This window comes from Lelliottia sp. EB106-05-01-XG201 (assembly GCF_058791735.1).
The window spans coordinates 860,244-884,329 of the sequence record NZ_JBYTDV010000001.1; the positions used below are offsets into that span (position 1 = coordinate 860,244).

General features: G+C 55.1%; 23 protein-coding genes and 1 other RNA gene. 18 read left to right on the forward strand and 6 right to left on the reverse strand.

Annotation, left to right across the window (positions count from 1 at the left end; translation table 11 throughout):
• Positions 1–89 precede the first annotated feature (89 nt).
• Positions 90–848, reverse strand: coding sequence for a metalloprotease LoiP (gene loiP, locus AC3WS9_RS04075; protein ID WP_095283285.1), 759 nt, complete (start codon positions 846–848; stop codon positions 90–92).
• A 271-nt stretch (positions 849–1,119) separates the two neighbouring features.
• Here loiP and tkt point away from each other — a divergent pair, with 271 nt between their 5' ends.
• The 11 genes from tkt (at position 1,120) to AC3WS9_RS04130 (ending at position 13,512) form a co-directional block, all read left to right on the forward strand.
• Positions 1,120–3,114, forward strand: coding sequence for a transketolase (tkt, locus tag AC3WS9_RS04080; protein ID WP_095283284.1), 1,995 nt, complete (start codon positions 1,120–1,122; stop codon positions 3,112–3,114).
• A 347-nt stretch (positions 3,115–3,461) separates the two neighbouring features.
• Positions 3,462–3,905 (forward strand): PTS mannitol transporter subunit IIA, encoded by a 444-nt coding sequence (gene cmtB, locus AC3WS9_RS04085; RefSeq protein ID WP_492486867.1) that lies wholly within the window; start codon positions 3,462–3,464, stop codon positions 3,903–3,905.
• A 27-nt stretch (positions 3,906–3,932) separates the two neighbouring features.
• Positions 3,933–5,315: a PTS mannitol transporter subunit IIBC gene (locus AC3WS9_RS04090; RefSeq protein WP_282494404.1), complete on the forward strand. Its 1,383-nt coding sequence runs from the start codon at positions 3,933–3,935 to the stop codon at positions 5,313–5,315.
• Positions 5,316–5,336: 21 nt separating this feature from the next.
• On the forward strand, positions 5,337–6,614 hold the full coding sequence (locus AC3WS9_RS04095) for a zinc-binding dehydrogenase (protein WP_492486869.1): 1,278 nt from the start codon (positions 5,337–5,339) through the stop codon (positions 6,612–6,614).
• Complete coding sequence (gene glpX, locus AC3WS9_RS04100) at positions 6,611–7,582, forward strand: class II fructose-bisphosphatase (RefSeq protein WP_492486871.1); 972 nt, start codon at positions 6,611–6,613, stop codon at positions 7,580–7,582. Before AC3WS9_RS04095 ends, glpX begins: the two co-directional genes overlap by 4 nt.
• A 15-nt stretch (positions 7,583–7,597) precedes the next feature.
• The gene (locus AC3WS9_RS04105; protein WP_285153973.1) at positions 7,598–8,107 is read left to right on the forward strand and encodes an MltR family transcriptional regulator; all 510 of its coding nucleotides are present in this window, start codon (positions 7,598–7,600) and stop codon (positions 8,105–8,107) included.
• Entirely contained in the window at positions 8,104–8,814 is a 711-nt protein-coding gene (locus AC3WS9_RS04110; RefSeq protein WP_492486873.1) for a nucleoside/nucleotide kinase family protein, read from the forward strand. Before AC3WS9_RS04105 ends, AC3WS9_RS04110 begins: the two co-directional genes overlap by 4 nt.
• A 244-nt stretch (positions 8,815–9,058) precedes the next feature.
• Entirely contained in the window at positions 9,059–10,078 is a 1,020-nt protein-coding gene (gene epd, locus AC3WS9_RS04115) for an erythrose-4-phosphate dehydrogenase (RefSeq protein WP_285143807.1), read from the forward strand.
• A gap of 49 nt (positions 10,079–10,127) precedes the next feature.
• Positions 10,128–11,291, forward strand: coding sequence for a phosphoglycerate kinase (gene pgk, locus AC3WS9_RS04120; protein WP_282494410.1), 1,164 nt, complete (start codon positions 10,128–10,130; stop codon positions 11,289–11,291).
• A gap of 92 nt (positions 11,292–11,383) precedes the next feature.
• Positions 11,384–12,463 (forward strand): class II fructose-bisphosphate aldolase, encoded by a 1,080-nt coding sequence (gene fbaA / locus AC3WS9_RS04125; protein WP_095283281.1) that lies wholly within the window; start codon positions 11,384–11,386, stop codon positions 12,461–12,463.
• A 188-nt stretch (positions 12,464–12,651) separates the two neighbouring features.
• Entirely contained in the window at positions 12,652–13,512 is an 861-nt protein-coding gene (locus AC3WS9_RS04130) for a small-conductance mechanosensitive channel MscS (RefSeq protein WP_282494411.1), read from the forward strand.
• A gap of 48 nt (positions 13,513–13,560) precedes the next feature.
• Here AC3WS9_RS04130 and dctP read toward each other — a convergent pair whose 3' ends face one another.
• A complete protein-coding gene (gene dctP / locus AC3WS9_RS04135) occupies positions 13,561–14,610 on the reverse strand; it encodes a TRAP transporter substrate-binding protein DctP (RefSeq protein ID WP_492486877.1) in 1,050 nt (349 codons plus the stop codon).
• Between the two features lie 184 nt (positions 14,611–14,794).
• On the opposite strand from dctP, the gene argO reads away from it, so the two are divergent.
• Entirely contained in the window at positions 14,795–15,430 is a 636-nt protein-coding gene (gene argO / locus AC3WS9_RS04140) for an arginine exporter ArgO (RefSeq protein WP_285150938.1), read from the forward strand.
• A gap of 88 nt (positions 15,431–15,518) precedes the next feature.
• Positions 15,519–16,268 carry an oxidative stress defense protein gene (locus AC3WS9_RS04145; protein WP_324722950.1) on the forward strand — a complete coding sequence of 250 codons (750 nt, stop codon included), beginning with the start codon at positions 15,519–15,521 and terminating at the stop codon, positions 16,266–16,268.
• A 28-nt stretch (positions 16,269–16,296) separates the two neighbouring features.
• Here AC3WS9_RS04145 and argP read toward each other — a convergent pair whose 3' ends face one another.
• Complete coding sequence (gene argP, locus AC3WS9_RS04150; RefSeq protein WP_282494415.1) at positions 16,297–17,190, reverse strand: DNA-binding transcriptional regulator ArgP; 894 nt, start codon at positions 17,188–17,190, stop codon at positions 16,297–16,299.
• 189 nt (positions 17,191–17,379) lie between these two features.
• Here argP and rpiA point away from each other — a divergent pair, with 189 nt between their 5' ends.
• Positions 17,380–18,039 (forward strand): ribose-5-phosphate isomerase RpiA, encoded by a 660-nt coding sequence (rpiA, locus tag AC3WS9_RS04155; protein ID WP_285150937.1) that lies wholly within the window; start codon positions 17,380–17,382, stop codon positions 18,037–18,039.
• Between the two features lie 264 nt (positions 18,040–18,303).
• On the forward strand, positions 18,304–19,536 hold the full coding sequence (gene serA / locus AC3WS9_RS04160; protein ID WP_285143801.1) for a phosphoglycerate dehydrogenase: 1,233 nt from the start codon (positions 18,304–18,306) through the stop codon (positions 19,534–19,536).
• 113 nt (positions 19,537–19,649) lie between these two features.
• On the opposite strand, the gene AC3WS9_RS04165 is transcribed toward serA, so the two are convergent.
• The 3 genes from AC3WS9_RS04165 to zapA all read right to left on the reverse strand — a co-directional run bounded on the left by AC3WS9_RS04165 (position 19,650) and on the right by zapA (position 20,825).
• A complete protein-coding gene (locus AC3WS9_RS04165; protein WP_492486880.1) occupies positions 19,650–20,246 on the reverse strand; it encodes a 5-formyltetrahydrofolate cyclo-ligase in 597 nt (198 codons plus the stop codon).
• A 24-nt stretch (positions 20,247–20,270) separates the two neighbouring features.
• Positions 20,271–20,454: non-coding RNA, 6S RNA (gene ssrS, locus AC3WS9_RS04170), on the reverse strand.
• A gap of 41 nt (positions 20,455–20,495) precedes the next feature.
• Positions 20,496–20,825, reverse strand: a complete 330-nt coding sequence (gene zapA / locus AC3WS9_RS04175) for a cell division protein ZapA (protein ID WP_282494419.1) — start codon at positions 20,823–20,825, stop codon at positions 20,496–20,498.
• 166 nt (positions 20,826–20,991) lie between these two features.
• Between zapA and AC3WS9_RS04180 the strand changes: the two genes are divergently transcribed.
• Genes AC3WS9_RS04180 through ubiH form a run of 3 tightly spaced genes read left to right on the forward strand, consistent with a single transcriptional unit; the run spans position 20,992 to position 24,083 of the window.
• A complete protein-coding gene (locus AC3WS9_RS04180) occupies positions 20,992–21,570 on the forward strand; it encodes a YecA/YgfB family protein (RefSeq protein ID WP_123428885.1) in 579 nt (192 codons plus the stop codon).
• A gap of 24 nt (positions 21,571–21,594) precedes the next feature.
• Complete coding sequence (pepP, locus tag AC3WS9_RS04185; protein ID WP_492486883.1) at positions 21,595–22,908, forward strand: Xaa-Pro aminopeptidase; 1,314 nt, start codon at positions 21,595–21,597, stop codon at positions 22,906–22,908.
• Positions 22,905–24,083, forward strand: coding sequence for a 2-octaprenyl-6-methoxyphenyl hydroxylase (ubiH, locus tag AC3WS9_RS04190; RefSeq protein WP_492486885.1), 1,179 nt, complete (start codon positions 22,905–22,907; stop codon positions 24,081–24,083). The genes pepP and ubiH overlap by 4 nt, the downstream gene beginning before the upstream one ends.
• Positions 24,084–24,086 lie beyond the last annotated feature (3 nt).

Sequence of the window (24,086 nt, forward strand, 5' to 3'; positions counted from 1 at the left end):
CAAGAAATCGCCCGGTGGCGCTGCGCTTACCGGGCCTACCAAAGCACGAATCGTAGGCCGGGTAAGGCGTAGCCGCCACCCGGCTTTTTTTATTTAATGCCGTCTGCCGCCATGCGATCGCGAATGTGCTGCGCGCGTTCGGCTGAAGCCGGGTGATCGTCAAACATCGAGCTTTGACGGCCTTCTTCCAGTTTGGCCAGTTTCTCAAAGCTGGTGGCTAACCCTGACGGATTGATCCCGCGTTTGCGCAACAGATCGTAAGAGTAGTCATCCGCTTCGGATTCCTGACGCTGGGAGAACTGGGAATTGACCAGTTTTTCACCCACGTCGCCCAGTTGGGACTGAGACAGGCTACCGACGATCCCGCCCGCAGAGGCCGCCGCTGCACGCACGGCGTTGGTGCCGAGCGCCACCTGCATCCCTTTCTTCACGTGACCGAGCGCGACGTGGCCCATTTCATGGCCGATCACCGCTTCGACTTCGTTGTCCGTCATCATATCCATCAGGCCGCTGTAGACGCGGATACAGCCGTTCGCCATCGCAAACGCGTTCACGTCTTTCGCCATGTAGACTTTGTAGTTCACCGGCTGACCGTTGATGTTATCGCCCAGCGCGGCGGCAATCTTGTTCAGACGCTGTGCGTACGTACTACTGGCGGGCGCGATGGTCGCTTTGGCGTCCATGTCTTTGCACGCCTGATCGCTCAAGGCTTTGACCTGCGCATCGCTCAGGGAATAGGCCTGGAAAGCCTCTGCACCAGAACTCATCAGACCGTTTGAATCCATATTTTGACAGCCGCTCAGCAGCAGCGTCGTACCCAGGGCCAGCACTATTGCACGCATTTTCATGATGTTGCTTCCGTACTCGTTAACTGAAAAAAGTCTGAAAAATGCTCCGGCAGCGAAGCCGCAGTCGAGCTAAGTATAAGGAATATCTGGAGGCCCGGGCGAGTAGATTGCGCAACATGCGAGCATGATCCAGAGATTTCTTAAAGGGCAAAAGAATGCTCCATGTACATGCTTTGTCGCTTGGGTTACATTGTTGGCACTTTTTTCTGGCATAGCCCAAAACGCGCTGTCGTCAAGGGCACGGCCTTTAACAGTCCGATCTGGAGTTAAAATGTCCTCACGTAAAGAGCTTGCTAATGCTATTCGTGCGCTGAGCATGGACGCAGTACAGAAAGCCAAATCCGGTCACCCGGGTGCCCCTATGGGTATGGCTGACATTGCCGAAGTCCTGTGGCGTGATTTCCTGAACCATAACCCTCAGAACCCGTCCTGGGCTGACCGTGACCGTTTCGTACTGTCCAACGGCCACGGCTCTATGCTGATCTATAGCCTGTTGCACCTCACAGGTTATGCGCTGCCAATCGAAGAGCTGAAGAACTTCCGTCAGCTGCACTCCAAAACCCCAGGTCACCCGGAAGTGGGTTACACCGCTGGCGTTGAGACCACTACTGGTCCGCTGGGTCAGGGTATTGCGAATGCGGTGGGTATGGCGATTGCTGAGAAAACCCTGGCGGCGCAGTTCAACCGTCCGGGCCACGACATCGTTGACCACTTCACCTACGCCTTCATGGGCGACGGCTGCATGATGGAAGGCATTTCTCACGAAGTGTGCTCCCTGGCCGGTACCCTGAAACTGGGCAAACTGGTAGCGTTCTACGATGACAACGGCATCTCCATCGATGGTCACGTTGAAGGCTGGTTCACTGACGACACCGCTAAACGTTTCGAAGCCTACGGCTGGCACGTGGTGCGTGGCGTTGACGGCCACGACGCAGCGGCGATCAAACGCGCAGTAGAAGAAGCGCGCGCGGTCACTGACAAACCGTCCCTGCTGATGTGCAAAACCATCATCGGTTTCGGTTCGCCAAACAAAGCCGGTACCCACGACTCCCACGGTGCACCGCTGGGCGACGCAGAAATCGCGCTGACCCGCGAACAGCTGGGCTGGAAATATGCGCCATTCGAAATCCCGTCTGAGATCTACGCTCAGTGGGATGCGAAAGAAGCAGGCCAGGCGAAAGAGTCCGTCTGGAACGAGAAGTTCGCGGCTTACGCCAAAGCCTTCCCTCAGGAAGCGGCTGAATTCACCCGTCGTATGAAAGGTGACATGCCGGAAGATTTCGCGGCGAAAGCGAACGAAATCATCGCTAAACTGCAGGCTAACCCTGCGAAAATCGCCAGCCGTAAAGCGTCTCAGAATGCGATCGAAGCTTTCGGTCCGCTGCTGCCAGAATTCCTCGGCGGCTCTGCTGACCTGGCACCGTCTAACCTGACCATCTGGTCTGGCTCTAAAGCGATCAACGAAGATACCGCCGGTAACTACATCCATTACGGTGTGCGTGAATTCGGTATGACCGCGATTGCCAACGGTATCTCCCTGCACGGCGGTTTCCTGCCGTACACCTCCACCTTCCTGATGTTCGTGGAATATGCGCGTAACGCCGTGCGTATGGCTGCGCTGATGAAACAGCGTCAGGTAATGGTCTACACCCACGACTCTATCGGTCTGGGCGAAGATGGTCCGACTCACCAGCCGGTTGAGCAGGTCGCGTCTCTGCGTGTGACCCCGAACATGTCCACATGGCGTCCATGTGACCAGGTTGAGTCCGCGGTAGCGTGGAAATATGGCGTTGAGCGTCAGGACGGTCCTACCGCGCTGATCCTCTCCCGTCAGAACCTGGCACAGCAGGATCGTACCGAAGAGCAGCTGGCTAACATCGCTCGCGGTGGTTACGTGCTGAAAGATTGCGCAGGTTCGCAGCCGCAGCTGATCATCATCGCGACCGGTTCTGAAGTTGAACTGGCGGTTGCTGCGTGGGACAAACTGTCTGCCGAAGGCGTGAAAGCGCGCGTGGTTTCCATGCCGTCTACCGACGCGTTCGACAAGCAGGATGCGGCTTACCGTGAATCCGTACTGCCAAAAGCTGTTTCTGCGCGCGTTGCCGTAGAAGCGGGTATCGCTGACTACTGGTTCAAATACGTGGGCCTGAACGGCGCTATCGTCGGTATGACCACCTTCGGCGAGTCTGCACCTGCAGAACTGCTGTTCGAAGAGTTCGGCTTCACCGTTGAGAACGTAGTCGCGAAAGCGAAAGAACTGCTGTAATCGCAGTCATGCCCGGCGGCATTTCGTTAGCCGGGCCGACGGAACAAGGCCAGGTGCATAGAAATATCACCTGGTTTTTTTATGAGCGCGGTCACTTAATTTTAATCTGGCAAGAGTTTAAAAGTGATTGGCATCACAAATTGATATAATGACTTTTTGTGGTATTTGTAATTCAGATCTCATTTATAGGGTTGCATTTTTTATTTAGGTAAATAACACATTGTTATCTATCAAGTTTCAAAATTAAGATTTCGAGCAGTACCCCCATTCCCGCCTGTTTGCTTTCACCCTTTTGCGCGAGTATTTTATTTTTAGACCCTACAGTACCTAAAAATAAGAGAGTGCTCATGCGACTAATCAATTATTTCCCTGAAGCATCTATCACGGTAAAAAAGGCGGCACGAGACTGGCAGGAGGCGATTGATTTATCCATGGCTCCGCTGCTGAAACAAAATTATGTTAATGCGCAGTATATTAACGCTATTAAAGAATCCACGTTGAGTAATGGCCCTTATTATATTCTGGCTCCGGGCGTGGCAATGCCCCATGCCAGGCCAGAATATGGCGCATTAAAAACAGGTATGTCCCTTACCTTATTACAGGAAGGTGTCTTTTTTAGTGAAGCCAATGAGCCGGTAAAACTCTTAATTGGTTTATCTGCTGCAGATGCGGATTCACATATTGGTGCCATTCAGGCGCTCAGCGAACTGTTATCGGAAGATGATCAGTTAGCCGCGCTGTTAGAATGTCATACCGAAAAACAGCTCGCGGATATTATCGCTCACGCATAATCCTACTTTCCTTCACAGGATAACATCATGGAAAATAAGTCTGCTCGCGCAAAAGTCCAGGCTTTTGGGGGCTTTTTGACCGCAATGGTCATCCCCAATATCGGTGCCTTTATTGCCTGGGGGTTAATTACGGCGTTATTTATTCCCACTGGCTGGCTGCCGAATGAGCATTTCGCCAAAATTGTCGGCCCTATGATCACCTATTTGCTGCCGGTGATGATTGGTTCGACCGGGGGTCATCTGATTGGCGGCAAACGCGGTGCGGTGATGGGCGGTATCGGCACCATTGGCGTGATCATCGGTGCTGATATTCCTATGTTTTTGGGATCGATGATCATGGGGCCGCTGGGTGGCTTGATCATCAAACACATCGACCGGGTGCTGGAAAAACGTATTCCCGCCGGGTTTGAGATGGTGATCAATAACTTCTCGCTCGGTATCGCCGGTATGTTGCTGTGCCTGCTGGGCTTTGAAGTGATTGGCCCGGCCGTGCTGATTGCCAACAACTTCGTGAAAGAGTGCATTGAGGCGCTGGTCCACGCGGGTTATTTGCCGCTGCTCTCGGTCATCAATGAACCGGCCAAAATTCTGTTCCTCAACAACGCCATCGATCAGGGCGTGTATTATCCGCTGGGCATGCAGCAGGCCTCTGTGGACGGGAAATCGATCTTCTTTATGGTGGCGTCAAACCCAGGGCCGGGCTTGGGGTTGCTGCTGGCGTTTAGCCTTTTTGGCAAAGGGATGAGCAAACGCTCCGCGCCGGGCGCGATGATTATCCACTTCTTAGGCGGGATTCATGAACTCTACTTCCCGTATGTGCTGATGAAGCCGCTCACCCTGATCGGGATGATTGCGGGTGGGATGTGCGGAACCTGGACCTTCAATCTGCTGGGCGGCGGGCTGGTGGCCGGTCCGAGTCCGGGGTCAATCTTTGCCTATCTCGCCTTGACGCCGAAGGGATCGTTTTTAGCCACCATTGCCGGTGTGACGGTCGGAACCCTCGTAACCTTTGCTGTCACAGCGTTAATTTTGAAAATGGAAAAAACGGTCGAAACGGAAAGTGAAGATCAGTTTGCCGAGTCCGCCAAAGCGGTAAAAAACATGAAGCAGGAGGGCGCGTTTTCCCTGCGCCATGTTCAGCGCATCGCGTTTGTGTGTGATGCGGGTATGGGCTCCAGCGCGATGGGGGCGACGACGTTTCGTAAGCGCCTTGAGAAAAGCGGCCTTGCCATCGACGTTAAACATTATGCCATCGAGAATGTTCCGGATGATGCCGATATTGTGGTGACACATTCCAGCCTGGAAGGACGTGTCAAACGCGTCTGTGAAAAACCGCTGGTGCTGATTAATAATTATATCGGCGACCCGCAGCTCGACATTTTATTTAAAAAACTGACCGCTGAAATCTAACGCCTGTTGTAGAGGTTTACTATGAAAACGAAAGTTGCTGCAATATACGGCAAGGGCGATGTACGTCTGCGTGAATTCGAATTGCCCGCAATAACCGATAATGAATTACTGGTGAGTGTGATTTCCGACAGCGTCTGCCTGTCCACCTGGAAAGCAGCATTATTAGGCAGCGAACACAAACGCGTGCCGGATGATTTAGAAAACCATCCGGTGATAACCGGGCATGAATGTGCGGGTGTGATTGTTGAAGTGGGAAAAAACCTCACGGGACAATATAAAAAAGGGCAGCGATTTGTATTGCAGCCAGCCATGGGATTACCGACAGGTTATTCCGCCGGCTACAGCTATGAATATTTTGGCGGCAATGCGACTTATATGATTATTCCGGAAGTGGCCGTTAATATGGGCTGTGTTTTGCCCTATCACGGTTCTTATTTTGCCGCCGCGTCGCTGGCAGAACCGACGTGCTGCATAATTGGCGCATACAACGCCAATTATCACACCACCCAGTATGTGTATGAACATCGCATGGGAATAAAGCCCGGCGGAAATCTGGCGCTGCTGGCGTGCGCCGGGCCGATGGGCATTGGCGCGATTGATTACGCCATCAACGGCGGGATCCAGCCTTCGCGCATCGTCGTGGTGGATATTGATGAAGCCCGACTGGCGCAGGCGAGCAAACTGTTGCCCGTTGAGCTGGCGGCAGCCAGGGGGATTGAGCTTATCTATGTGAACACCGCAAAGATGAAGGACCCGACAGCCGAGCTGCGCGCCCTCACGGATGATGCCGGTTTCGACGACGTCTTTGTCTACGCCGCGGTTCCGGCGGTGGTGGAGATGGCCGATGAGCTGCTGGCGGAAGATGGCTGCCTGAACTTTTTCGCCGGACCGACGGATAAAAATTTCAAGGTGCCCTTTAACTTCTACAACGTGCACTACAACAGCACCCACGTTGTCGGCACCTCTGGCGGCTCCACGGACGACATGAAAGAGGCGATTGCGCTCAGTGCCTGCGGAAAACTGCAGCCTTCGTTCATGGTCACCCACATCGGCGGGTTGGATGCGGTGCCAGAAACGGTGCTGAACCTGCCCAACATTCCCGGCGGCAAGAAGCTCATCTACAACGGCGTCACCATGCCCCTCACGGCGATTGCTGATTTTGCCGAAAAAGGGAAAACCGATCCGCTGTTTAAACAGCTCGCGCTGCTGGTCGCCGAGACGCACGGCATCTGGAACGAGCAGGCCGAGAAATATCTGCTGGCTCACTTCGGCGTAGATACCGGGGAGGCGGTGGCATGATGTCACTTGCATGGCCGCTGTTTCGTACCACGGAACAGGCCGCGCTGGCGGCCTGGCCGCAAATCGGGTGCGGCGATAAAAACAAAATCGACGGGCTCGCCGTTTCCGCGATGCGCCAGGCGCTCAATCAAATGTCTATTCGCGGGCGCATTGTCATCGGCGAAGGCGAAATCGACCGCGCGCCGATGCTGTGGATTGGTGAAGAGGTCGGGCTGGGGGCCGGGCCTCACGTGGATATCGCCGTGGACCCGATCGAAGGCACGCGCATGGTGGCGATGGGGCAGAGCAACGCCCTGGCCGTCATGGCCTTTGCTCCTCAGGGCAGTTTGCTTCACGCCCCCGATATGTACATGAAAAAGCTGGTGGTTAACCGGCAGGCGAAGGGGGCGATTAATCTTGCCCTCCCGCTGGCGGACAACCTGCATAACGTCGCGCTGGCGCTGGGTAAGCCTCTGGACCGTCTGCGCATGGTGACGCTGGATAAGCCGCGATCGCGCGAGGCGATTAATGAGGCGACACGGCTTGGCGTGAAAGTCTTTGCTCTGCCGGATGGCGACGTGGCCGCCAGCGTGCTGACCTGTCTGCAGGACAATCAGTATGACGTCATGTACACCGTCGGCGGCGCGCCGGAAGGGGTGATCTCAGCCTGCGCCGTCAAAGCATTAGGTGGGGATATGCAGGCGGAGCTGATCGATTTTTGTCAGGCGAAAGGCGAGTCGGCGGAAAACCGTCGGGTGGCGGAGGAGGAACGCACCCGCTGTAAGGCGATGGGCGTTGAGATCAACCGCGTCTATTCCCTTGGCGAACTGGTGAAAGGGGAGGACGTCATCTTCTCGGCCACCGGCGTGACAGGGGGCGATCTCGTCAGCGGTATCCAACAGGTCACGAACGGCGTGCGCACGCAAACTTTACTGATCGGTGGCGCAGATCGAACGTGTAATATAATAGACTCTCTGCATTCATGGTGATTTATCGAGAAACGAATGACGACGCTGACAGAAGATGATGTGCTTGAGCAACTGGACGCTCAGGATAATTTACTTTCGTTTATGACGACGGCAAATGACATTTTGCTGCGAAGTATAAAGCACTTCCTGCCGTCGCTGTTCGTGAATAATGATGAAGAAATCCTCGAATATGCAGTGAAGCCGTTACTCGCCCAAAGCGGGCCGCTGGATGATATTGATGTTGCTTTGCGTCTGATTTACGCGCTGGGGAAAATGGATAAATGGCTGTATGCGGATATCACCCATTTTTCCCAGTTTTATCAGTATCTCAGAGAGCAGGATGAGATCCCGGGTTTTGCGGATGATATTACCTGGGATTTTATCAGCAACGTTAACACCATCACCCGCAACGCAACGTTATTCAATGCGCTCAACGCAATGAAATTTGCTGACTTTGCCGCCTGGTCTGAAGTTCGATTTACCGCCATGGTGAAGACGGCATTAACGCTGGCGATAACGACGATAATAAAGGAATTAACCCCGTGAAAATCGGCCTGATGGTGAATGGATTGCAGATTGATGCGTATTATTCAGACCATGAGATTCAAAACGTTCATATCCCGCTGCTGCAACAGATTGCGAAGCGCCACGCTTTAACCCCTCATCGTCGAACCCTTGTTTTCCTGAGCGCACCGCCGGGAACGGGGAAGTCGACCCTGACCACGTTCTGGGAAACCCTCTCCCGTCAGGATCCGGATTTACCGGAAATCCAGACGCTCCCTATGGATGGTTTTCACCACTACAACGCCTGGCTGGATGCGCACAACCTGCGGCCCTTTAAAGGTGCTCCCGAGACCTTTGACGTCGATAAGCTGGCGGCAAATTTGCGCCAGATCCGCGACGGGGACGGCGACTGGCCCCAGTACAGTCGGCAAAAACACGACCCGGTGGAGTCGGCCATCAGGGTGACGGCCCCCGTGGTGATTGTGGAAGGCAACTGGCTGCTGCTGGATGAGGATAAGTGGCGCGCTTTGGGTGAGTTCTGTGATTTATCCCTGTTTATCAGCGCGCCTGCTGCTGCCCTGCGCGAACGTCTGGTCCAGCGCAAGCGGGCAGGGGGTTTATCTCAGGAAGATGCCGAGGCATTTTACCTGCGCACAGACGGTCCAAACGTCGAACGTGTTCTTTGCCATAGTCGTCCGGCGGATCTGACGTTGCAGATGACGGCAGAGGGCGAATATGTTTTCGCCTGAGTGGAATAATTCCAGCGTAAATGGGCGAAGAAATGTGACGCAAGTCAGATAAATGGCGAATCTCTCGGGGTGAACGTTCCTTTTATTCCCCGTTTCGCTTATTCTTGCTGAAGCGTTTCAGTCGATTAAATGTTCGACAATTGACCAATCAGTCGCAGTTTGTGACAGGCAAGGATTCCCCTCTGAGCGTAGCTGGATTACTCTTTCAGCCACTTCAATTCAGGGATAGCCTTGCAGGAGACCTATGACCGTACGCGTAGCGATTAATGGCTTTGGTCGCATCGGACGTAACGTGGTTCGTGCTTTATATGAATCCGGGCGTCGGGCGGAAATCACCGTAGTGGCTGTCAATGAACTGGCAGACGCGGCGGGTATGGCGCATTTGTTGAAATACGATACCAGCCATGGGCGCTTTGCCTGGGACGTTCGCCAGGAAAGAGAGCAACTGTTCGTCGGCGATGATGTGATTCGCGTCCTGCATGAGCGCAGCATTGAAGCGCTGCCGTGGCGTGAGTTGGGTGTGGATGTGGTGCTGGACTGCACCGGCGTGTACGGCAATCGCGAACACGGCGAGGCGCATCTGGCAGCAGGCGCGAAGAAAGTGCTGTTTTCCCATCCCGGTGGTCACGATCTCGACGCAACCGTCGTCTACGGCGTGAACCATCTCGAGCTGCAAGCCGAACACCGTATTGTCTCCAATGCCTCCTGCACCACAAACTGCATTATTCCGGTCATCAAACTGTTGGACGACGCGTATGGCATTGAGTCGGGTACAGTCACCACGATCCACTCCGCCATGCACGACCAGCAGGTAATCGACGCGTATCACCCGGACCTTCGTCGCACACGTGCGGCGAGTCAGTCCATCATTCCGGTGGATACGAAACTGGCGGCGGGGATCACCCGTATTTTCCCCCAGTTTAACGATCGTTTTGAAGCCATTGCGGTTCGCGTGCCGACCATAAATGTCACCGCGATTGACCTCAGTGTTACCGTGAAGAAACCGGTAAAAGCTAATGAAGTCAACCTGTTGCTGCAAAAAGCAGCACAGGGAGCATTTCATGGTATAGTTGACTATACGGAATTACCGTTGGTCTCAGTAGATTTTAACCACGATCCGCACAGTGCCATTGTTGATGGCACACAGACGCGGGTCAGCGGTGCTCACCTCATCAAAACGCTGGTGTGGTGCGATAATGAATGGGGCTTTGCTAACAGGATGCTCGACACCACGTTAGCCATGGCCGCACAAGGTTTCAGGTAGGGCGCAAAGTGCGCATGCAAAACTTTAAGAATCAACGAGAGGATTCACCATGTCTGTAATTAAGATGACCGATCTGGATCTGGCAGGTAAACGCGTTTTCATCCGTGCCGATCTGAACGTACCTGTTAAAGATGGCAAAGTGACCAGCGATGCGCGTATTCGTGCTTCTCTGCCAACCATCGAACTGGCACTGAAACAGGGTGCGAAAGTGATGGTAACCTCTCACCTGGGTCGTCCGACCGAAGGCGAGTACAACGAAGAATTCTCTCTGCTGCCAGTTGTTAACTACCTGAAAGACAAACTGTCTAACCCGGTACGTCTGGTGAAAGATTACCTGGACGGCGTAGAAGTGGCTGCAGGTGAACTGGTTGTTCTGGAAAACGTTCGCTTCAACAAAGGCGAGAAGAAAGACGACGAAGCGCTGTCTAAGAAATACGCTGCTCTGTGCGACGTATTCGTGATGGATGCATTCGGTACCGCTCACCGTGCGCAGGCTTCTACCCATGGTATCGGTAAATTCGCAGACGTCGCTTGCGCAGGTCCACTGCTGGCTGACGAACTGGAAGCACTGGGTAAAGCACTGAAAGAACCAGCACGTCCAATGGTCGCTATCGTTGGTGGTTCTAAAGTGTCTACCAAACTGACCGTTCTGGATTCCCTGTCTAAAATCGCTGACCAGCTGATCGTTGGCGGTGGTATCGCGAACACCTTCGTTGCCGCTCAAGGCCACAACGTCGGTAAATCCCTGTACGAAGCGGACCTGGTTGACGAAGCAAAACGTCTGCTGACCACCTGCGATATCCCGGTCCCAACGGACGTTCGCGTGGCAACCGAGTTCTCTGAAACCGCGACCGCGACCCTGAAATCTGTTAACGACATCAAAGATGAAGAACAGATCCTGGACCTGGGTGACGTGTCTGCACAGAAACTGGCTGACATCCTGAAAAACGCGAAAACCATTCTGTGGAATGGCCCGGTTGGCGTGTTCGAATTCCCTAACTTCCGTAAAGGGACTGAAATCGTGGCTAACGCAATCGCAGACAGCGAAGCGTTCTCCATCGCAGGCGGCGGCGATACTCTGGCGGCTATCGACCTGTTCGGTATTTCCGACAAAATCTCCTACATCTCCACTGGTGGCGGCGCATTCCTCGAATTCGTGGAAGGCAAAGTTCTGCCAGCAGTAGCAATGCTCGAAGAGCGCGCTAAGAAGTAAGCCATTCATGGGCAGGGAAACCTGCCCAAATTTCAGCGTGCTTTTTAGAGCTCGCACCTTTTCTAACGGCCGAAGATACAGGACTACGTAACATGTCTAAAATTTTTGATTTCGTAAAACCTGGCGTGATCACTGGTGATGACGTTCAGAAAGTGTTCCAGGTAGCTAAAGAAAACAACTTTGCTCTGCCGGCAGTTAACTGCGTGGGTACCGACTCCATTAACGCCGTACTGGAAACCGCTGCAAAAGTGAAAGCGCCGGTTATCGTACAGTTCTCTAACGGTGGCGCAGCATTCATCGCCGGTAAAGGCGTGAAAACTGACGTTCCTCAGGGCGCAGCGATCCTGGGCGCTATCTCTGGTGCGCACCACGTACACCAGATGGCTGAGCACTACGGTGTTCCAGTTATCCTGCACACTGACCACTGCGCGAAGAAACTGCTGCCGTGGATCGACGGTCTGCTGGACGCGGGTGAAAAACACTTCGCAGCGACCGGTAAGCCACTGTTCTCTTCTCACATGATCGACCTGTCTGAAGAGTCACTGCACGAAAACATCGAAATCTGCTCCAAATACCTGGCGCGTATGTCCAAAATGGACATGACCCTGGAAATCGAACTGGGTTGCACCGGCGGTGAAGAAGACGGCGTGGACAATAGCCACATGGACGCTTCTGCACTGTACACTCAGCCAGAAGACGTTGATTACGCGTACACCGAGCTGAGCAAAATCAGCCCACGTTTCACCATCGCGGCATCTTTCGGTAACGTACACGGCGTTTACAAGCCAGGTAACGTGGTTCTGACCCCGACTATCCTGCGCGATTCTCAGGAATACGTTTCTAAGAAACACAACCTGCCGCACAATAGCCTGAACTTCGTCTTCCACGGCGGTTCCGGTTCTTCTGCTCAGGAAATCAAAGATTCCGTAAGCTACGGTGTAGTCAAAATGAACATCGATACCGATACCCAATGGGCAACCTGGGACGGCATCCTGCAGTACTACAAAACCAACGAAGCTTACCTGCAAGGCCAGCTGGGCAACCCGAAAGGCGAAGACCAGCCGAACAAGAAATACTACGATCCGCGCGTATGGCTGCGTTCTGCCCAGACCTCTATGATCACCCGTCTGGAGCAGGCATTCAAAGAGCTGAACGCGGTTGACGTTCTGTAATTTGAGTTGCTGAAAAGTGTTAAAGAGGCCCGCACTGCGGGCCTTTTTTTATGCCTTTTCAACGGGCTGCATCGGCGAAATTTGTGATCTGTTTGGCATAATCCGCGCTTTTTGTTTACCCTTTACTAACCTGCCTGTCTCCCAAGTGAGATGGATTTTTTTTGTCTGGATTAGAAAAGGAAGAATAAATGGATGATCTCGGTGTAGTCGATGGCATTAACAATGCGGGCACCTGGCTGGTGCGCAACCAGGCGCTGCTGCTGAGTTATGCGGTAAACATCGTGGCAGCAATTGCGATTATTATCGTCGGGATGATCGTGGCACGCGTGGTGTCCAATGCGATCAACCGCGTGATGCGCGCGCGTCAGATTGACGCCACGGTAGCAGATTTCCTCTCGGCGCTGGTGCGCTACGGCATTATTGCCTTTACGCTGATTGCTGCGCTGGGGCGCGTCGGGGTGCAGACGGCTTCCGTCATCGCGGTCCTCGGTGCTGCCGGTCTGGCTATCGGTCTGGCCCTGCAGGGTTCCCTCTCAAACCTGGCGGCAGGCGTGCTGCTGGTAACCTTCCGTCCGTTCCGCTCCGGTGAGTATGTCGATTTAGGCGGCATCGCCGGGACCGTACTGCAGGTGCAGATTTTCTCTACCACCCTGCGCACCGTTGATGGCCGTATCGTGGTGGTACCAAACGGGAAAATTATCGCCGGGAACATCATTAACTTCTCCCGCGAGCCGGTGCGTCGTAACGAGCTGTTGATCAGCGTGGCGTACGATTCTGATATCGATCAGGTGAAAGCGCTGCTTACCCGCATCATTGAGTCGGATGAGCGCATCATCAAAGACCGCGAAATGACCGTGCGCCTGAACGAACTGGGTGCGTCGTCGATCAATTTCGTGGTGCGTATCTGGAGCAAAAGCGGCGACCTGCAGAACGTGTACTGGGACGTGCTGGAGCGCATCAAACGTGAGTTTGATGCTAACGGTATTAGCTTCCCGTATCCGCAGATGGACGTGAACTTCAAGCGCGTGAAAGAAGGCGCGAGCGAGTAAATCCGCCTGGAAAGACCATGCCCGCAGGGGGATCCCGGCGGGCTTTTTTTATCTTATGACGTCGTTAACAATAGCGCTGACACCCTTCATCAGCAGGCCCGCATCCGTTATTCCTTTGTCTTCCTGCTCAGTCACCCATTCAGCCTGAACCTGCTGATATCCGGTGGCGGTTTGCCAGGCTTCCAGCTCCTGGTTCGTCAGGTAGTGAATGGATGCGCCCTCTTTTTTCATCCGGTTTACCATCTCAAGCAGATTCGCGTCTTGCGCTGCCCCGAGACGTCTTTGCGTCGCGGCGGCTGCCCGTCTGATGGCACCGCGATCCTTCACGTCGAGACCATCCCAGACCGTTTTATTCATCACCAGCAGATACACATGGCCGAGCCACAGGGAAGGGGAAAGCTGAATATGAGGGGCTGCACGCTCGGCATGAATATCGTATCCGCTGTCGAGGTTAACCATCAGGCCGTCAAGCTGCCCGTCCGCCAGCGCGTTGGTGATGTTGTCATTCCACGGCATACTCACCGGCACGCCACCCGCGTTGCGTAAAAAGGACTGGTGCCAAAAGCTGGCGGTGCGCCATTTGCTGCCGTTTAGCTGATTCAGTTTGACGTTGGGTTGGGTGGTGAAAAAACCGACCGGATAGCCGAGGAAAAATTGCAAGTTCACGAGGTTATTTTTTTCCAGCTCGTTCCCGAACTGGCGATACTCGCTGAAGATGCGCCGAAAAGTCGCCACCTGGGCATTGCCGCTGGCCGGCCCGAGGGGAAAGCTCTTAAATATCTGGTGTCGCGGGAGCAGGTCCGGCGTGTATTCGGGAACCACAATCCCGATATCTGCGACATCACCCCGGCTGAGGGTCTTCAGGGCGTCATAGCTGGTGGAAAGCTCGCCGTTCCAGTGCGCCTCGATTTTCAGGCGTCCGATCGATTCGGTCTCAATCGCTCTAAAAAAGGTCTCTTTGATGAGCCGGGTGCGCATGTTTCCGTACGGTTCATGATCCGTATAGCGCAACGTTGTGGTCGCGCTGGCGGTGGCGGCCCACACACTGGCAACGACCCATCCGGCACAGAAGAGTAAAGCCTTCGCGTTATGCTTCATATCCATTCCTTTGGTACGGTTGCTGGTACCTTCAGCATACGCTAAATCCTCACTGAAAACGTTTGTCGAAATCCCAATCCGCTATTATTAGCCACGCTTATTAGGGATTAAAATTATCAATTTCCTCTAATGACGATCTCGCAGTATAGTCTGCCGTAACGACAATCCTGTGAGATTATTTTCCATGTTATCTTATTATTTTCAAGGCCTTGTGCTTGGTGCGGCCATGATCCTTCCTCTCGGTCCTCAGAATGCGTTTGTCATGAATCAGGGGATCCGCCGGCAATATCATTTAATGATTGCGATGCTCTGTGCCGTCAGCGATTTAGTGCTGATTTGCGCCGGAATTTTTGGCGGCAGCGCTTTGCTGATGCAATCCCCGTGGCTGCTGGCGCTGGTGACCTGGGGCGGCGTGGCGTTCCTGCTGTGGTACGGCTTTGGCGCGCTGAAAACCGCCATGAGCAGTAATCTCGAGCTGGCCAGCGCCGAGGTGATGAAGCAGGGGCGCTGGAAGATTATCGCCACCATGCTGGCGGTGACCTGGCTCAACCCGCACGTCTATCTGGATACCTTCGTGGTACTGGGCAGCCTGGGCGGTCAGTTGGATGTGGAACCCAAGCGCTGGTTCGCGTTGGGGACGGTGAGTGCCTCCTTCCTGTGGTTCTTTGGCCTTGCGATACTGGCCGCGTGGCTTGCTCCGCGTTTACGCACCGCCAAAGCACAGCGCATCATTAATATTCTGGTCGGCGTGGTGATGTGGGTTATCGCCTTCCAACTGGCGAAAGAGGGGATTAATCACGTGCAGGTATTGTTCAACTAAGCGTTGTCTTATGGACAACTGAAACAGACGCGCTAAGCTTGCTGGCATGCGCCCTTAAGTGGGCACTTCGCAACATGGAGGAATAACAGTGAAGTTTAAAGTGATGGCCCTGGCGGCATTAGTAGGTTTAGGCGCGGTGTCGGTACAGGCAAACGAATTGCCAAATGGACCGCACATTGTCACTTCCGGTACCGCAAGCGTGGACGCGGTTCCTGATGTTGCAACGCTTGCGATTGAAGTGAACGTCGCGGCAAAAGATGCGGCGTCCGCCAAGAAACAGGCTGACGATCGCGTTGCGCAATATCTCTCTTTCCTTGAGCAGAATGGCGTCGCGAAAAAAGACATTAACTCGGCGAATCTGCGCACCCAGCCCGATTACGACTATCAGAATGGCAAAAGCATTCTGAAAGGCTACCGCGCGGTACGTACTGTTGAAGTGACCTTGCGTCAGCTGGACAAGCTGAACTCGCTGCTGGATGGCGCGCTGAAAGCGGGGCTGAACGAAATTCGTTCCGTGTCGCTGGGCGTTGCGCAACCAGAGAAATACAAAGACGAAGCGCGTAAAGCGGCAATTGATGACGCTGTGCGTCAGGCAGAGCAGCTGGCGTCTGGCTTCAAATCGAAGCTTGGCCCGGTGTATAGCGTGCGTTACCACGTCTCGAACTATCAGCCGAGCCCGATGGTTCGCATGATGAAGGCGGATGCCGCCCCGGCTTCCGCGCAGGAAACTTACGAGCAGCCGACCATTCAGTTCGACGATCAGGTCGATGTGGTGTTCCAGCTTGAACCTGCACAGGGTCAGCAGACGGCACCAGCCGCTGCACCAGCACAACAATAATAAAAAAGCCGGGGTAACCCGGCTTTTTTTAATCCTGCCTCAACACCTTATGCCCATAAGCCAGCAGTGCATCCGTAACGTTGCGCATCATGCGACTTTCCGGCGCAAAGCGGTGCCAGTACAACATCCGACGCTGATACAGCCCTGGCGTTAAGTCGATCAACTCACCGCTCTTCAACTCTTTCTCAATCTGCAGATGCGGGATCATACAGCAGGTGGTTCCCTGACGCGCCAGCTGCACGAAGGCTTCCGACGAGTTCACGATATGACAGGGCACGCTGCCTGGCGGCAGGTCGAAGTTTTGCTGTAAAAACGCCTGGTGCATATCGTCGAGATGGTCGAACGCCACGGCGGGCGCTTTCAGCAGCGCGGCGCGGGTGACGCCGTTCGGGAAGTAGCGATCCGCAAACTCTCTGGAGCCGACAAACAGGTAGTCCAGCGCGCCGAGTTGATCGACCAGGCAACTTGGCAGCGCCTGCGGCTGAATACTGACGGCCCCGACCACTTCGCCGCGACGCAGACGTTCCTGAGTACGGGTTTCATCTTCCACCTGCAAATTGAGGCGGATCGGTGAGTCGGCCAGCACGGTGGAGAGGGCAGGCAACAGCCAGGTTGCCAGACTGTCGGCGTTGACCGCCAGCGACAGCAGCAGCGGCGTGGAGCCGGTCTGTTCATCGCCCAGCCACTCCTCTTCCAGCAGCTCAACCTGACGCAGCAGGGCGAGAAGCTTCTGCCCTTGCTCCGTCGGACGTGGTGGAACCGTACGCACCAGCAGCGGTTGTCCGAACATATTCTCAAGCTGTTTGATTCGCTGTGATACGGCGGATTGAGTGATGCACAGCTTTTGCGCCGCGCGCTCAAAACCTCGTTCACGAATGACGGCATCAAGCGCCTGTAGTGTTCTGTAGTCCGGACGTTTCATTGCGGGGCAGTACTCCTGAATTTTGCTGATTCTGCACTATGACACAAATTTACCTTTGTGACAGACCAATTCCGACCACATCGGATCTGTCAGAGCTTTGCTCGTTAATGTGACACCGGTCACAGGGACATTCCCCGCCCGCATGTTCTATAATGCGCCCTGAGTTTTCACACCACAGGCAGAACGATCATGACGCAGGATGAACTGAAAAAAGCAGTAGGATGGGCCGCTCTCCAGTATGTACAACCCGGCACTATTGTTGGCGTAGGGACGGGCTCGACCGCCGCACATTTTATTGATGCGCTCGGCACGATGAAAGGGCAGATCGAGGGCGCGGTATCCAGCTCCGATGCTTCCACGGAAAAGCTGAAAAGTCTCGGCATTACGGTCTTCGATCTGAACGAAGTGGATCGTCTGGGGATTTACGTGGATGGTGCCGACGAGATCAACGGCCACATGCAGATGATCAAAGGCGGCGGCGCGGCGCTGACCCGTGAAAAGATCATCGCCTCCGTGGCGGACAAGTTCATCTGCATCGCGGACGCTTCCAAGCAGGTGGATATCCTCGGCAACTTCCCGCTGCCGGTGGAAGTGATCCCGATGGCGCGCAGCGCAGTTGCTCGTCAGCTGGTTAAGCTGGGCGGCCGTCCGGAATATCGTCAGGGCGTGGTGACGGACAACGGTAACGTGATCCTCGATGTGCACAATCTGGAGATCATGGACGCGGTGGCGATGGAAAATGCGATTAACGCGATTCCAGGCGTAGTGACCGTAGGGTTATTCGCCAACCGTGGCGCGGACGTGGCGCTGATCGGCACCGCCGATGGCGTGAAAACCATCGTAAAATGATCTGACGGGGGGAGCTCTCCCCCCGCTAAATATTTTTCAAAAGCCAAATTCGGTGACTTGTGTCACGTTTTTTCGCCTGTTCTGACGATCCTGCCGCTTTCCCGATTAACCACAGCATTTTCCTCTGACATTTCGCTCTGGATGACTTTTCTTCAGAGTGCCGACGCAAACGTTCATATTGCTGCAATAGTTTTTTTTGATATGTTGGCTGGAGCGGATTTAAATCCAGCACAACATCAGTTCAGACAAAACAGGGTCGGGTAAATGGCAAAGGTATCACTGGAAAAAGACAAGATTAAGTTTCTGCTCGTCGAAGGGGTGCATCAGAAAGCACTGGATAACCTTCGTGCAGCAGGTTACACCAACATCGAATTCCACAAAGGCGCGCTCGATACTGAGCAGCTGAAAGAATCCATCCGTGATGCCCATTTCATCGGCCTGCGATCCCGTACCCATCTGACTGAAGAGGTTATTGCCTGCGCTGAGAAGCTGGTGGCGATTGGCTGTTTCTGTATCGGTACCAACCAGGTGGATCTGAATGCAGCGGCCAAACGCGGCGTGCCGGTCTTTAACGCTCCTTTCTCCAACACCCGTTCCGTGGCGGAGTTAGTGATTGGCGAGTTGCTGCTCCTGCTGCGCGGCATTCCTGAAGCCAACGCTAAAGCCCACCGTGGCGTGTGGAACAAACTGGCCTCTGGCTCGTTTGAAGCGCGTGGTAAAAAGCTGGGGATCATCGGCTACGGCCATATCGGTACGCAGCTCGGTATTCTGGCGGAATCTCTCGGGATGAACGTCTTCTTCTACGATATCGAAAACAAACTCCCGCTGGGTAATGCAACTCAGGTGCAGCATCTTTCCGATCTGCTCAACATGAGCGACGTGGTGAGCCTGCATGTGCCGGAAAACGCCTCCACCAAAAACATGATGGGCGCGGAAGAGCTGGCGCTGATGAAGCCGGGTTCTCTGCTGATCAACGCCGCGCGCGGTACAGTGGTGGATATTCCTGCCCTGTGCGAGGCCCTGCGCAGTAAGCATCTGGCGGGCGCGGCTATCGACGTCTTCCCGACGGAACCGGCGACCAACACCGATCCGTTCACCTCTCCGCTGTGTGAATTCGACAACGTGATCCTGACGCCGCACATTGGCGGTTCGACTCAGGAAGCGCAAGAAAACATCGGTCTGGAAGTCGCGGGCAAACTGAGCAAGTATTCCGATAACGGCTCTACGCTGTCGGCGGTGAACTTCCCGGAAGTGTCTCTGCCATTACATGGCGGGCGCCGTTTGCTGCACATTCACGAGAACCGTCCTGGCGTGCTGACCGCGATTAACCAGATCTTCGCCGAGCAGAGCGTCAACATTGCGGCGCAGTACCTGCAAACTAACTCGCAGATGGGCTATGTGGTGATTGATATCGAAGCAGATGATGAAGTGGCGGAGAAAGCGCTGCTGAGCATGAAGGCGATTCCAGGCACGATTCGCGCGCGTCTGTTGTATTAATCTGCGGTTTGTTGTGTCGGGTGGCGCTTTCGCTTACCCGACCTACGGGTTCAATAGGTTCAACGTGGTTTTGTAGGCCGGGTAAGGCGTAGCCGCCACCCGGCTTTGTTATTTCACCACTCCCACAATTTCGATGGCGTCACCACCGCAGGCAGCGGAACATCCCATTTCTCCACCGGCAGCGCCTTCACACCCTGACAATCATGGGCATAACCCACCGGCTGCAAACCATACTGCTGCCAGTTTTGCAGCGTGCGATCGTAAAATCCGCCGCCCATGCCCAGACGCTGACCGCTCTCATCGAAAGCCACCAGTGGCGTAATCAGCACATTCAAATTCTGCAACGGCAGCACATCGCGCACGTCGAGTTTCGGTTCGGTGATTTTCAAACGGTTCACCACCAGTTCGCTTTGCGGATGGTAGTGCAAGAAAAGCAGATTGCCCGGACTGAACGGATGCAGCACCGGCAGATAAACCCTTTTCCCGGCGCGCCAGAGTTGTTCGATCAGCGGTTGAGTATCAAGCTCGCCGTCAAACGACAGAAACAGGGCGACTGTATGCGCCATCACAACGGGCGGATACGCCATCATGCGCGCGGCAGCTTGCTGGGCAAAATGAGCTTGTTGTTCGGGCGAAAGCGCTCGACGGTGTTTGCGGATTAACTGACGGATAGCTTGTCGGGAAGCAGGGACTTCAGGAAATTGAGTCATGATGCTTGAAGGTAGTAAAGAAGGGGAATCTCCGAGATGCCGCCGCAGGCTGTAACCCTTGAACCCTTGGTTCAAGGTGAATGTGTCGTCATAGTCTTAAGGCTTCTCGGACGAACCGAGCATGCTCACCGACCATGGAGCGCCACATTCTTGTGGTATGAAATATCGGCTCAGGGGACTGGCCCGCTTGCGAACATCTCAGAGAAATTTTGTCTTCACAGTCACTCTACCATAGTCAACTGCGAAGTGTTATTCAAACTTTTGCACTGGCCTTTCGGGAGTGCGACCCTGATCAAGCAACGCTTGTTCAATGGTCTGCTGGAGCATTTTAATGCGTTGCTCCATGCTCGCCGCGTAATCGCGGGTCTTCGCTTTTTCCTGAGTTAATTCATAGCTGATGTTCAACGCGGCGATGAAAACCAGCTGCTCAGTATTTGTGACTCTAGTGCGTTCTTTTAGATCTTGCAACCGCTGATTCAAGTCGTCCGCAGCCTGACTCAAAGCATCCCTTTGTTCAGGCGGACAATTCACTCGCAGCGAACGGCCAAAAATCTGGAGATCGACGGGTTGTGCAGACATGCCACCTTCCTGCTGATTGACTGCGCGACCTTCGCACTCGGCCCGGGGGCTGCGAAGGGGCGACACTATAGCTACCCTGATATGAAGATACAAGCCCTTTTCTGGTATCTCCAGGGTCCAAAGTGGTAGCATATCATGAATATTCCTCCAACGATGACGAATGCGCATGTCTATACAGAACGAAATGCCTGGTTACAACGAAGTAAGCCAGTTACTTAACCAGCAGGGCGTGGGTTTGACCCCTGCTGAAATGCACGGTCTGATCAGTGGCATGCTGTGCGGCGGAAACAGCGACAGCTCATGGCAGCCGCTGCTTCACGACCTGACGAACGAAGGTCTGGCCTTTGGTCACGAGCTGGCGGAAGCGCTGCGTAAAATGCACTCCGCGACCAGCGACTCTCTGGAGGACGACGGCTTCCTTTTTCAGCTTTATCTGCCTGATGGCGACGACGTCAGTGTTTTCGACCGCGCCGATGCCCTGGCGGGCTGGGTAAACCACTATCTGCTGGGCCTGGGCGTCACGCAGCCGAAGCTCGACAAAGTCACCGGCGAAGCGGGTGAAGCGATCGACGATCTGCGTAACATCGCGCAGCTGGGCTACGACGAAGACGAAGACCAGGAAGAGCTGGAAATGTCCGTCGAAGAGATTATCGAGTACGTTCGTGTAGCGGCGCTGCTGTGCCACGACACCTTTACGCGCTCACAGCCGACCGCACCGGAAGTACGCAAACCGACCTTACATTAAAAAAAGAACGCACAGGAGGGTGTCATGACTCAGCAGGAGTATCTTCGCCGCCGTCAGGCGCTGTTAGCCAACATGCAGCCGGGCAGCGCGGCGCTGATTTTTGCCGCACCGGAAGCCACGCGCAGCAATGACAGCGAATATCCCTATCGCCAGAGCAGCGATTTCTGGTACTTCACCGGCTTTAACGAGCCCGAAGCGGTGCTGGTGCTGATCAAAAGCGATGATACCCACAACCACAGCGTTCTCTTTAACCGCGTTCGCGATCTCACCGCCGAAATCTGGTTTGGTCGCCGCTTAGGGCAAGACGCCGCGCCGGAGAAACTCGGCGTCGAACGCGCGCTGGCCTTTAGCGAAATCAACGAACAGCTCTATCAGCTGCTGAACGGTCTGGACGTGATCTACCACGCTCAGGGCGAATACGCCTACGCCGATGAGCTGGTGTATGCCGCGCTGGATAAACTGCGCAAAGGCTCGCGTCAGAATCTCTCCGCGCCTGCGTCGATCACCGACTGGCGTCCGATCGTGCATGAAATGCGCCTGTTTAAATCGCCGGAAGAGCTGGATGTGATGCGCCGCGCGGGCGAAATCAGCGCCCTGGCCCACACCCGTGCGATGGAAAAATGCCGTCCGGGGATGTTCGAGTATCAGCTCGAAGGCGAAATTCTGCATGAGTTCAACCGCCACGGCGCGCGCTTCCCGTCCTACAACACCATTGTCGGCGGCGGCGAAAACGGCTGCATCCTGCACTACACCGAAAACGAAAGCGAACTGCGCGACGGCGATCTGGTGCTGATCGACGCGGGGTGTGAGTATCGCGGTTACGCCGGTGACATCACCCGCACTTTCCCGGTGAACGGCAAATTCACGCCAGCTCAGCGCGCGGTTTACGACATCGTTCTTGAGTCTCTGGAAACCGCGCTGACCTTGTTCCGCCCGGGCACCTCCATTCAGGAAGTGACCGGCTCGGTGATCCGCATCATGGTCAACGGCCTGGTGAAACTCGGCGTGCTGAAGGGCGATGTGGAAGAGCTGATTGCCGACAACGCCCATCGCGCGTTCTTTATGCACGGTCTCAGCCACTGGCTGGGACTGGATGTGCATGATGTCGGCGTGTATGGCACAGATCGTTCCCGCACGCTTGAGCCGGGCATGGTGTTAACCGTCGAGCCGGGCCTGTACATCGCGCCGGACGCGGATGTCCCTGCCGAGTATCGCGGGATCGGGATTCGTATCGAAGACGACATTGTGATCACCGAAAACGGCAACGAAAACCTGACGGCGTCTGTCGTCAAAAAAGCCGATGAGATTGAAGCCCTGATGGCGGCGGCACGCGCATGAGTGTGGTAATCGTTGGCGGCGGCATGGCGGGCGCGACGCTCGCCCTGGCGATTTCACAGCTGACGCGCGGCCAGCTCCCGGTTCATCTGGTTGAGGCCGTCGCGCCACAGACAACGGAACATCCAGGCTTTGACTCCCGCGCGATTGCGCTGGCGCAGGGCACCTGTCAGCACCTGTCGCGGCTGGGTATCTGGCAGGCGATTGCTGAGTGCGCCACGTCTATTAACACCGTTCACGTCAGCGATCGCGGCCATGCCGGGTTTGTCACCCTCGATGCGCAGGATTACCACATTGATGCTCTCGGGCAGGTGGTCGAACTGCACGACGTCGGTCAGCGCCTGTTCCGCTTACTGCAGGACGCGCCCGGCGTGACGCTCCACTGCCCGGCGCGCGTCGCCAGTTTCACCCGCAGTGCGGAGGGCGTGAGCGTGACGCTGGATAAGGGCGATGTGCTGGAGGGCAAACTGCTGGTCGCCGCGGACGGTTCTCGTTCCGCGCTGGCGACCCAGTGCGGTATCGCCTGGCAGCAGCAGCCTTACGGTCAGGCGGCGGTAATTGCCAACGTCTCGACCGCGGTTGCCCATCAGGGCCGCGCCTTTGAACGTTTTACCGAACACGGTCCGCTGGCGATGTTGCCGATGTCTCATGGTCGCAGTTCGCTGGTCTGGTGCCACGCCGTAGACGCGATGGATGACGTCATGGCCTGGTCAGATACGCGTTTTTGCGACGAGCTGCAAAAAGCCTTCGGCTGGCGTTTAGGACGCATCACCCACGCCGGAAAACGCGCGGCGTATCCGCTGGCGCTGACCACCGCGTCGCAGTCGGTTTCTCATCGCGTGGCGTTAGTCGGGAATGCGGCGCAGACGCTGCATCCGATTGCCGGGCAAGGATTTAATTTAGGTTTGCGCGATGTCATGAGCCTGGCCGAGACGCTGGCGCAGGCCTGGCAGGACAGCGAAGATTGCGGCGCGTATTCCGTGCTTTGTCAGTATCAGAAACGTCGTCAGGCAGATAAAGAGGCCACCATCGGCGTGACCGATGGGCTGGTGCATCTTTTCGCGAATCGCTGGGCACCACTGGTGGCCGGGCGCAACGCGGGGCTGATGGCGATGGAACTATTCATTCCGGCACGCGACGTGCTGGCGCAGCGAACTCTCGGTTGGGTCGCTCGTTAAGGA

Bases quoted from the DNA above. Each gene is read 5' to 3' on its own strand.
- loiP (WP_095283285.1), bottom strand. From the start codon at position 848: ATGAAAATGCGTGCAATAGTGCTGGCCCTGGGTACGACGCTGCTGCTG.
- tkt (WP_095283284.1), top strand. From the start codon at position 1,120: ATGTCCTCACGTAAAGAGCTTGCTAATGCTATTCGTGCGCTGAGCATG.
- cmtB (WP_492486867.1), top strand. From the start codon at position 3,462: ATGCGACTAATCAATTATTTCCCTGAAGCATCTATCACGGTAAAAAAG.
- AC3WS9_RS04090 (WP_282494404.1), top strand. From the start codon at position 3,933: ATGGAAAATAAGTCTGCTCGCGCAAAAGTCCAGGCTTTTGGGGGCTTT.
- AC3WS9_RS04095 (WP_492486869.1), top strand. From the start codon at position 5,337: ATGAAAACGAAAGTTGCTGCAATATACGGCAAGGGCGATGTACGTCTG.
- glpX (WP_492486871.1), top strand. From the start codon at position 6,611: ATGATGTCACTTGCATGGCCGCTGTTTCGTACCACGGAACAGGCCGCG.
- AC3WS9_RS04105 (WP_285153973.1), top strand. From the start codon at position 7,598: ATGACGACGCTGACAGAAGATGATGTGCTTGAGCAACTGGACGCTCAG.
- epd (WP_285143807.1), top strand. From the start codon at position 9,059: ATGACCGTACGCGTAGCGATTAATGGCTTTGGTCGCATCGGACGTAAC.
- pgk (WP_282494410.1), top strand. From the start codon at position 10,128: ATGTCTGTAATTAAGATGACCGATCTGGATCTGGCAGGTAAACGCGTT.
- fbaA (WP_095283281.1), top strand. From the start codon at position 11,384: ATGTCTAAAATTTTTGATTTCGTAAAACCTGGCGTGATCACTGGTGAT.
- AC3WS9_RS04130 (WP_282494411.1), top strand. From the start codon at position 12,652: ATGGATGATCTCGGTGTAGTCGATGGCATTAACAATGCGGGCACCTGG.
- dctP (WP_492486877.1), bottom strand. From the start codon at position 14,610: ATGAAGCATAACGCGAAGGCTTTACTCTTCTGTGCCGGATGGGTCGTT.
- argO (WP_285150938.1), top strand. From the start codon at position 14,795: ATGTTATCTTATTATTTTCAAGGCCTTGTGCTTGGTGCGGCCATGATC.
- argP (WP_282494415.1), bottom strand. From the start codon at position 17,190: ATGAAACGTCCGGACTACAGAACACTACAGGCGCTTGATGCCGTCATT.
- rpiA (WP_285150937.1), top strand. From the start codon at position 17,380: ATGACGCAGGATGAACTGAAAAAAGCAGTAGGATGGGCCGCTCTCCAG.
- serA (WP_285143801.1), top strand. From the start codon at position 18,304: ATGGCAAAGGTATCACTGGAAAAAGACAAGATTAAGTTTCTGCTCGTC.
- AC3WS9_RS04165 (WP_492486880.1), bottom strand. From the start codon at position 20,246: ATGACTCAATTTCCTGAAGTCCCTGCTTCCCGACAAGCTATCCGTCAG.
- zapA (WP_282494419.1), bottom strand. From the start codon at position 20,825: ATGTCTGCACAACCCGTCGATCTCCAGATTTTTGGCCGTTCGCTGCGA.
- AC3WS9_RS04180 (WP_123428885.1), top strand. From the start codon at position 20,992: ATGTCTATACAGAACGAAATGCCTGGTTACAACGAAGTAAGCCAGTTA.
- pepP (WP_492486883.1), top strand. From the start codon at position 21,595: ATGACTCAGCAGGAGTATCTTCGCCGCCGTCAGGCGCTGTTAGCCAAC.
- ubiH (WP_492486885.1), top strand. From the start codon at position 22,905: ATGAGTGTGGTAATCGTTGGCGGCGGCATGGCGGGCGCGACGCTCGCC.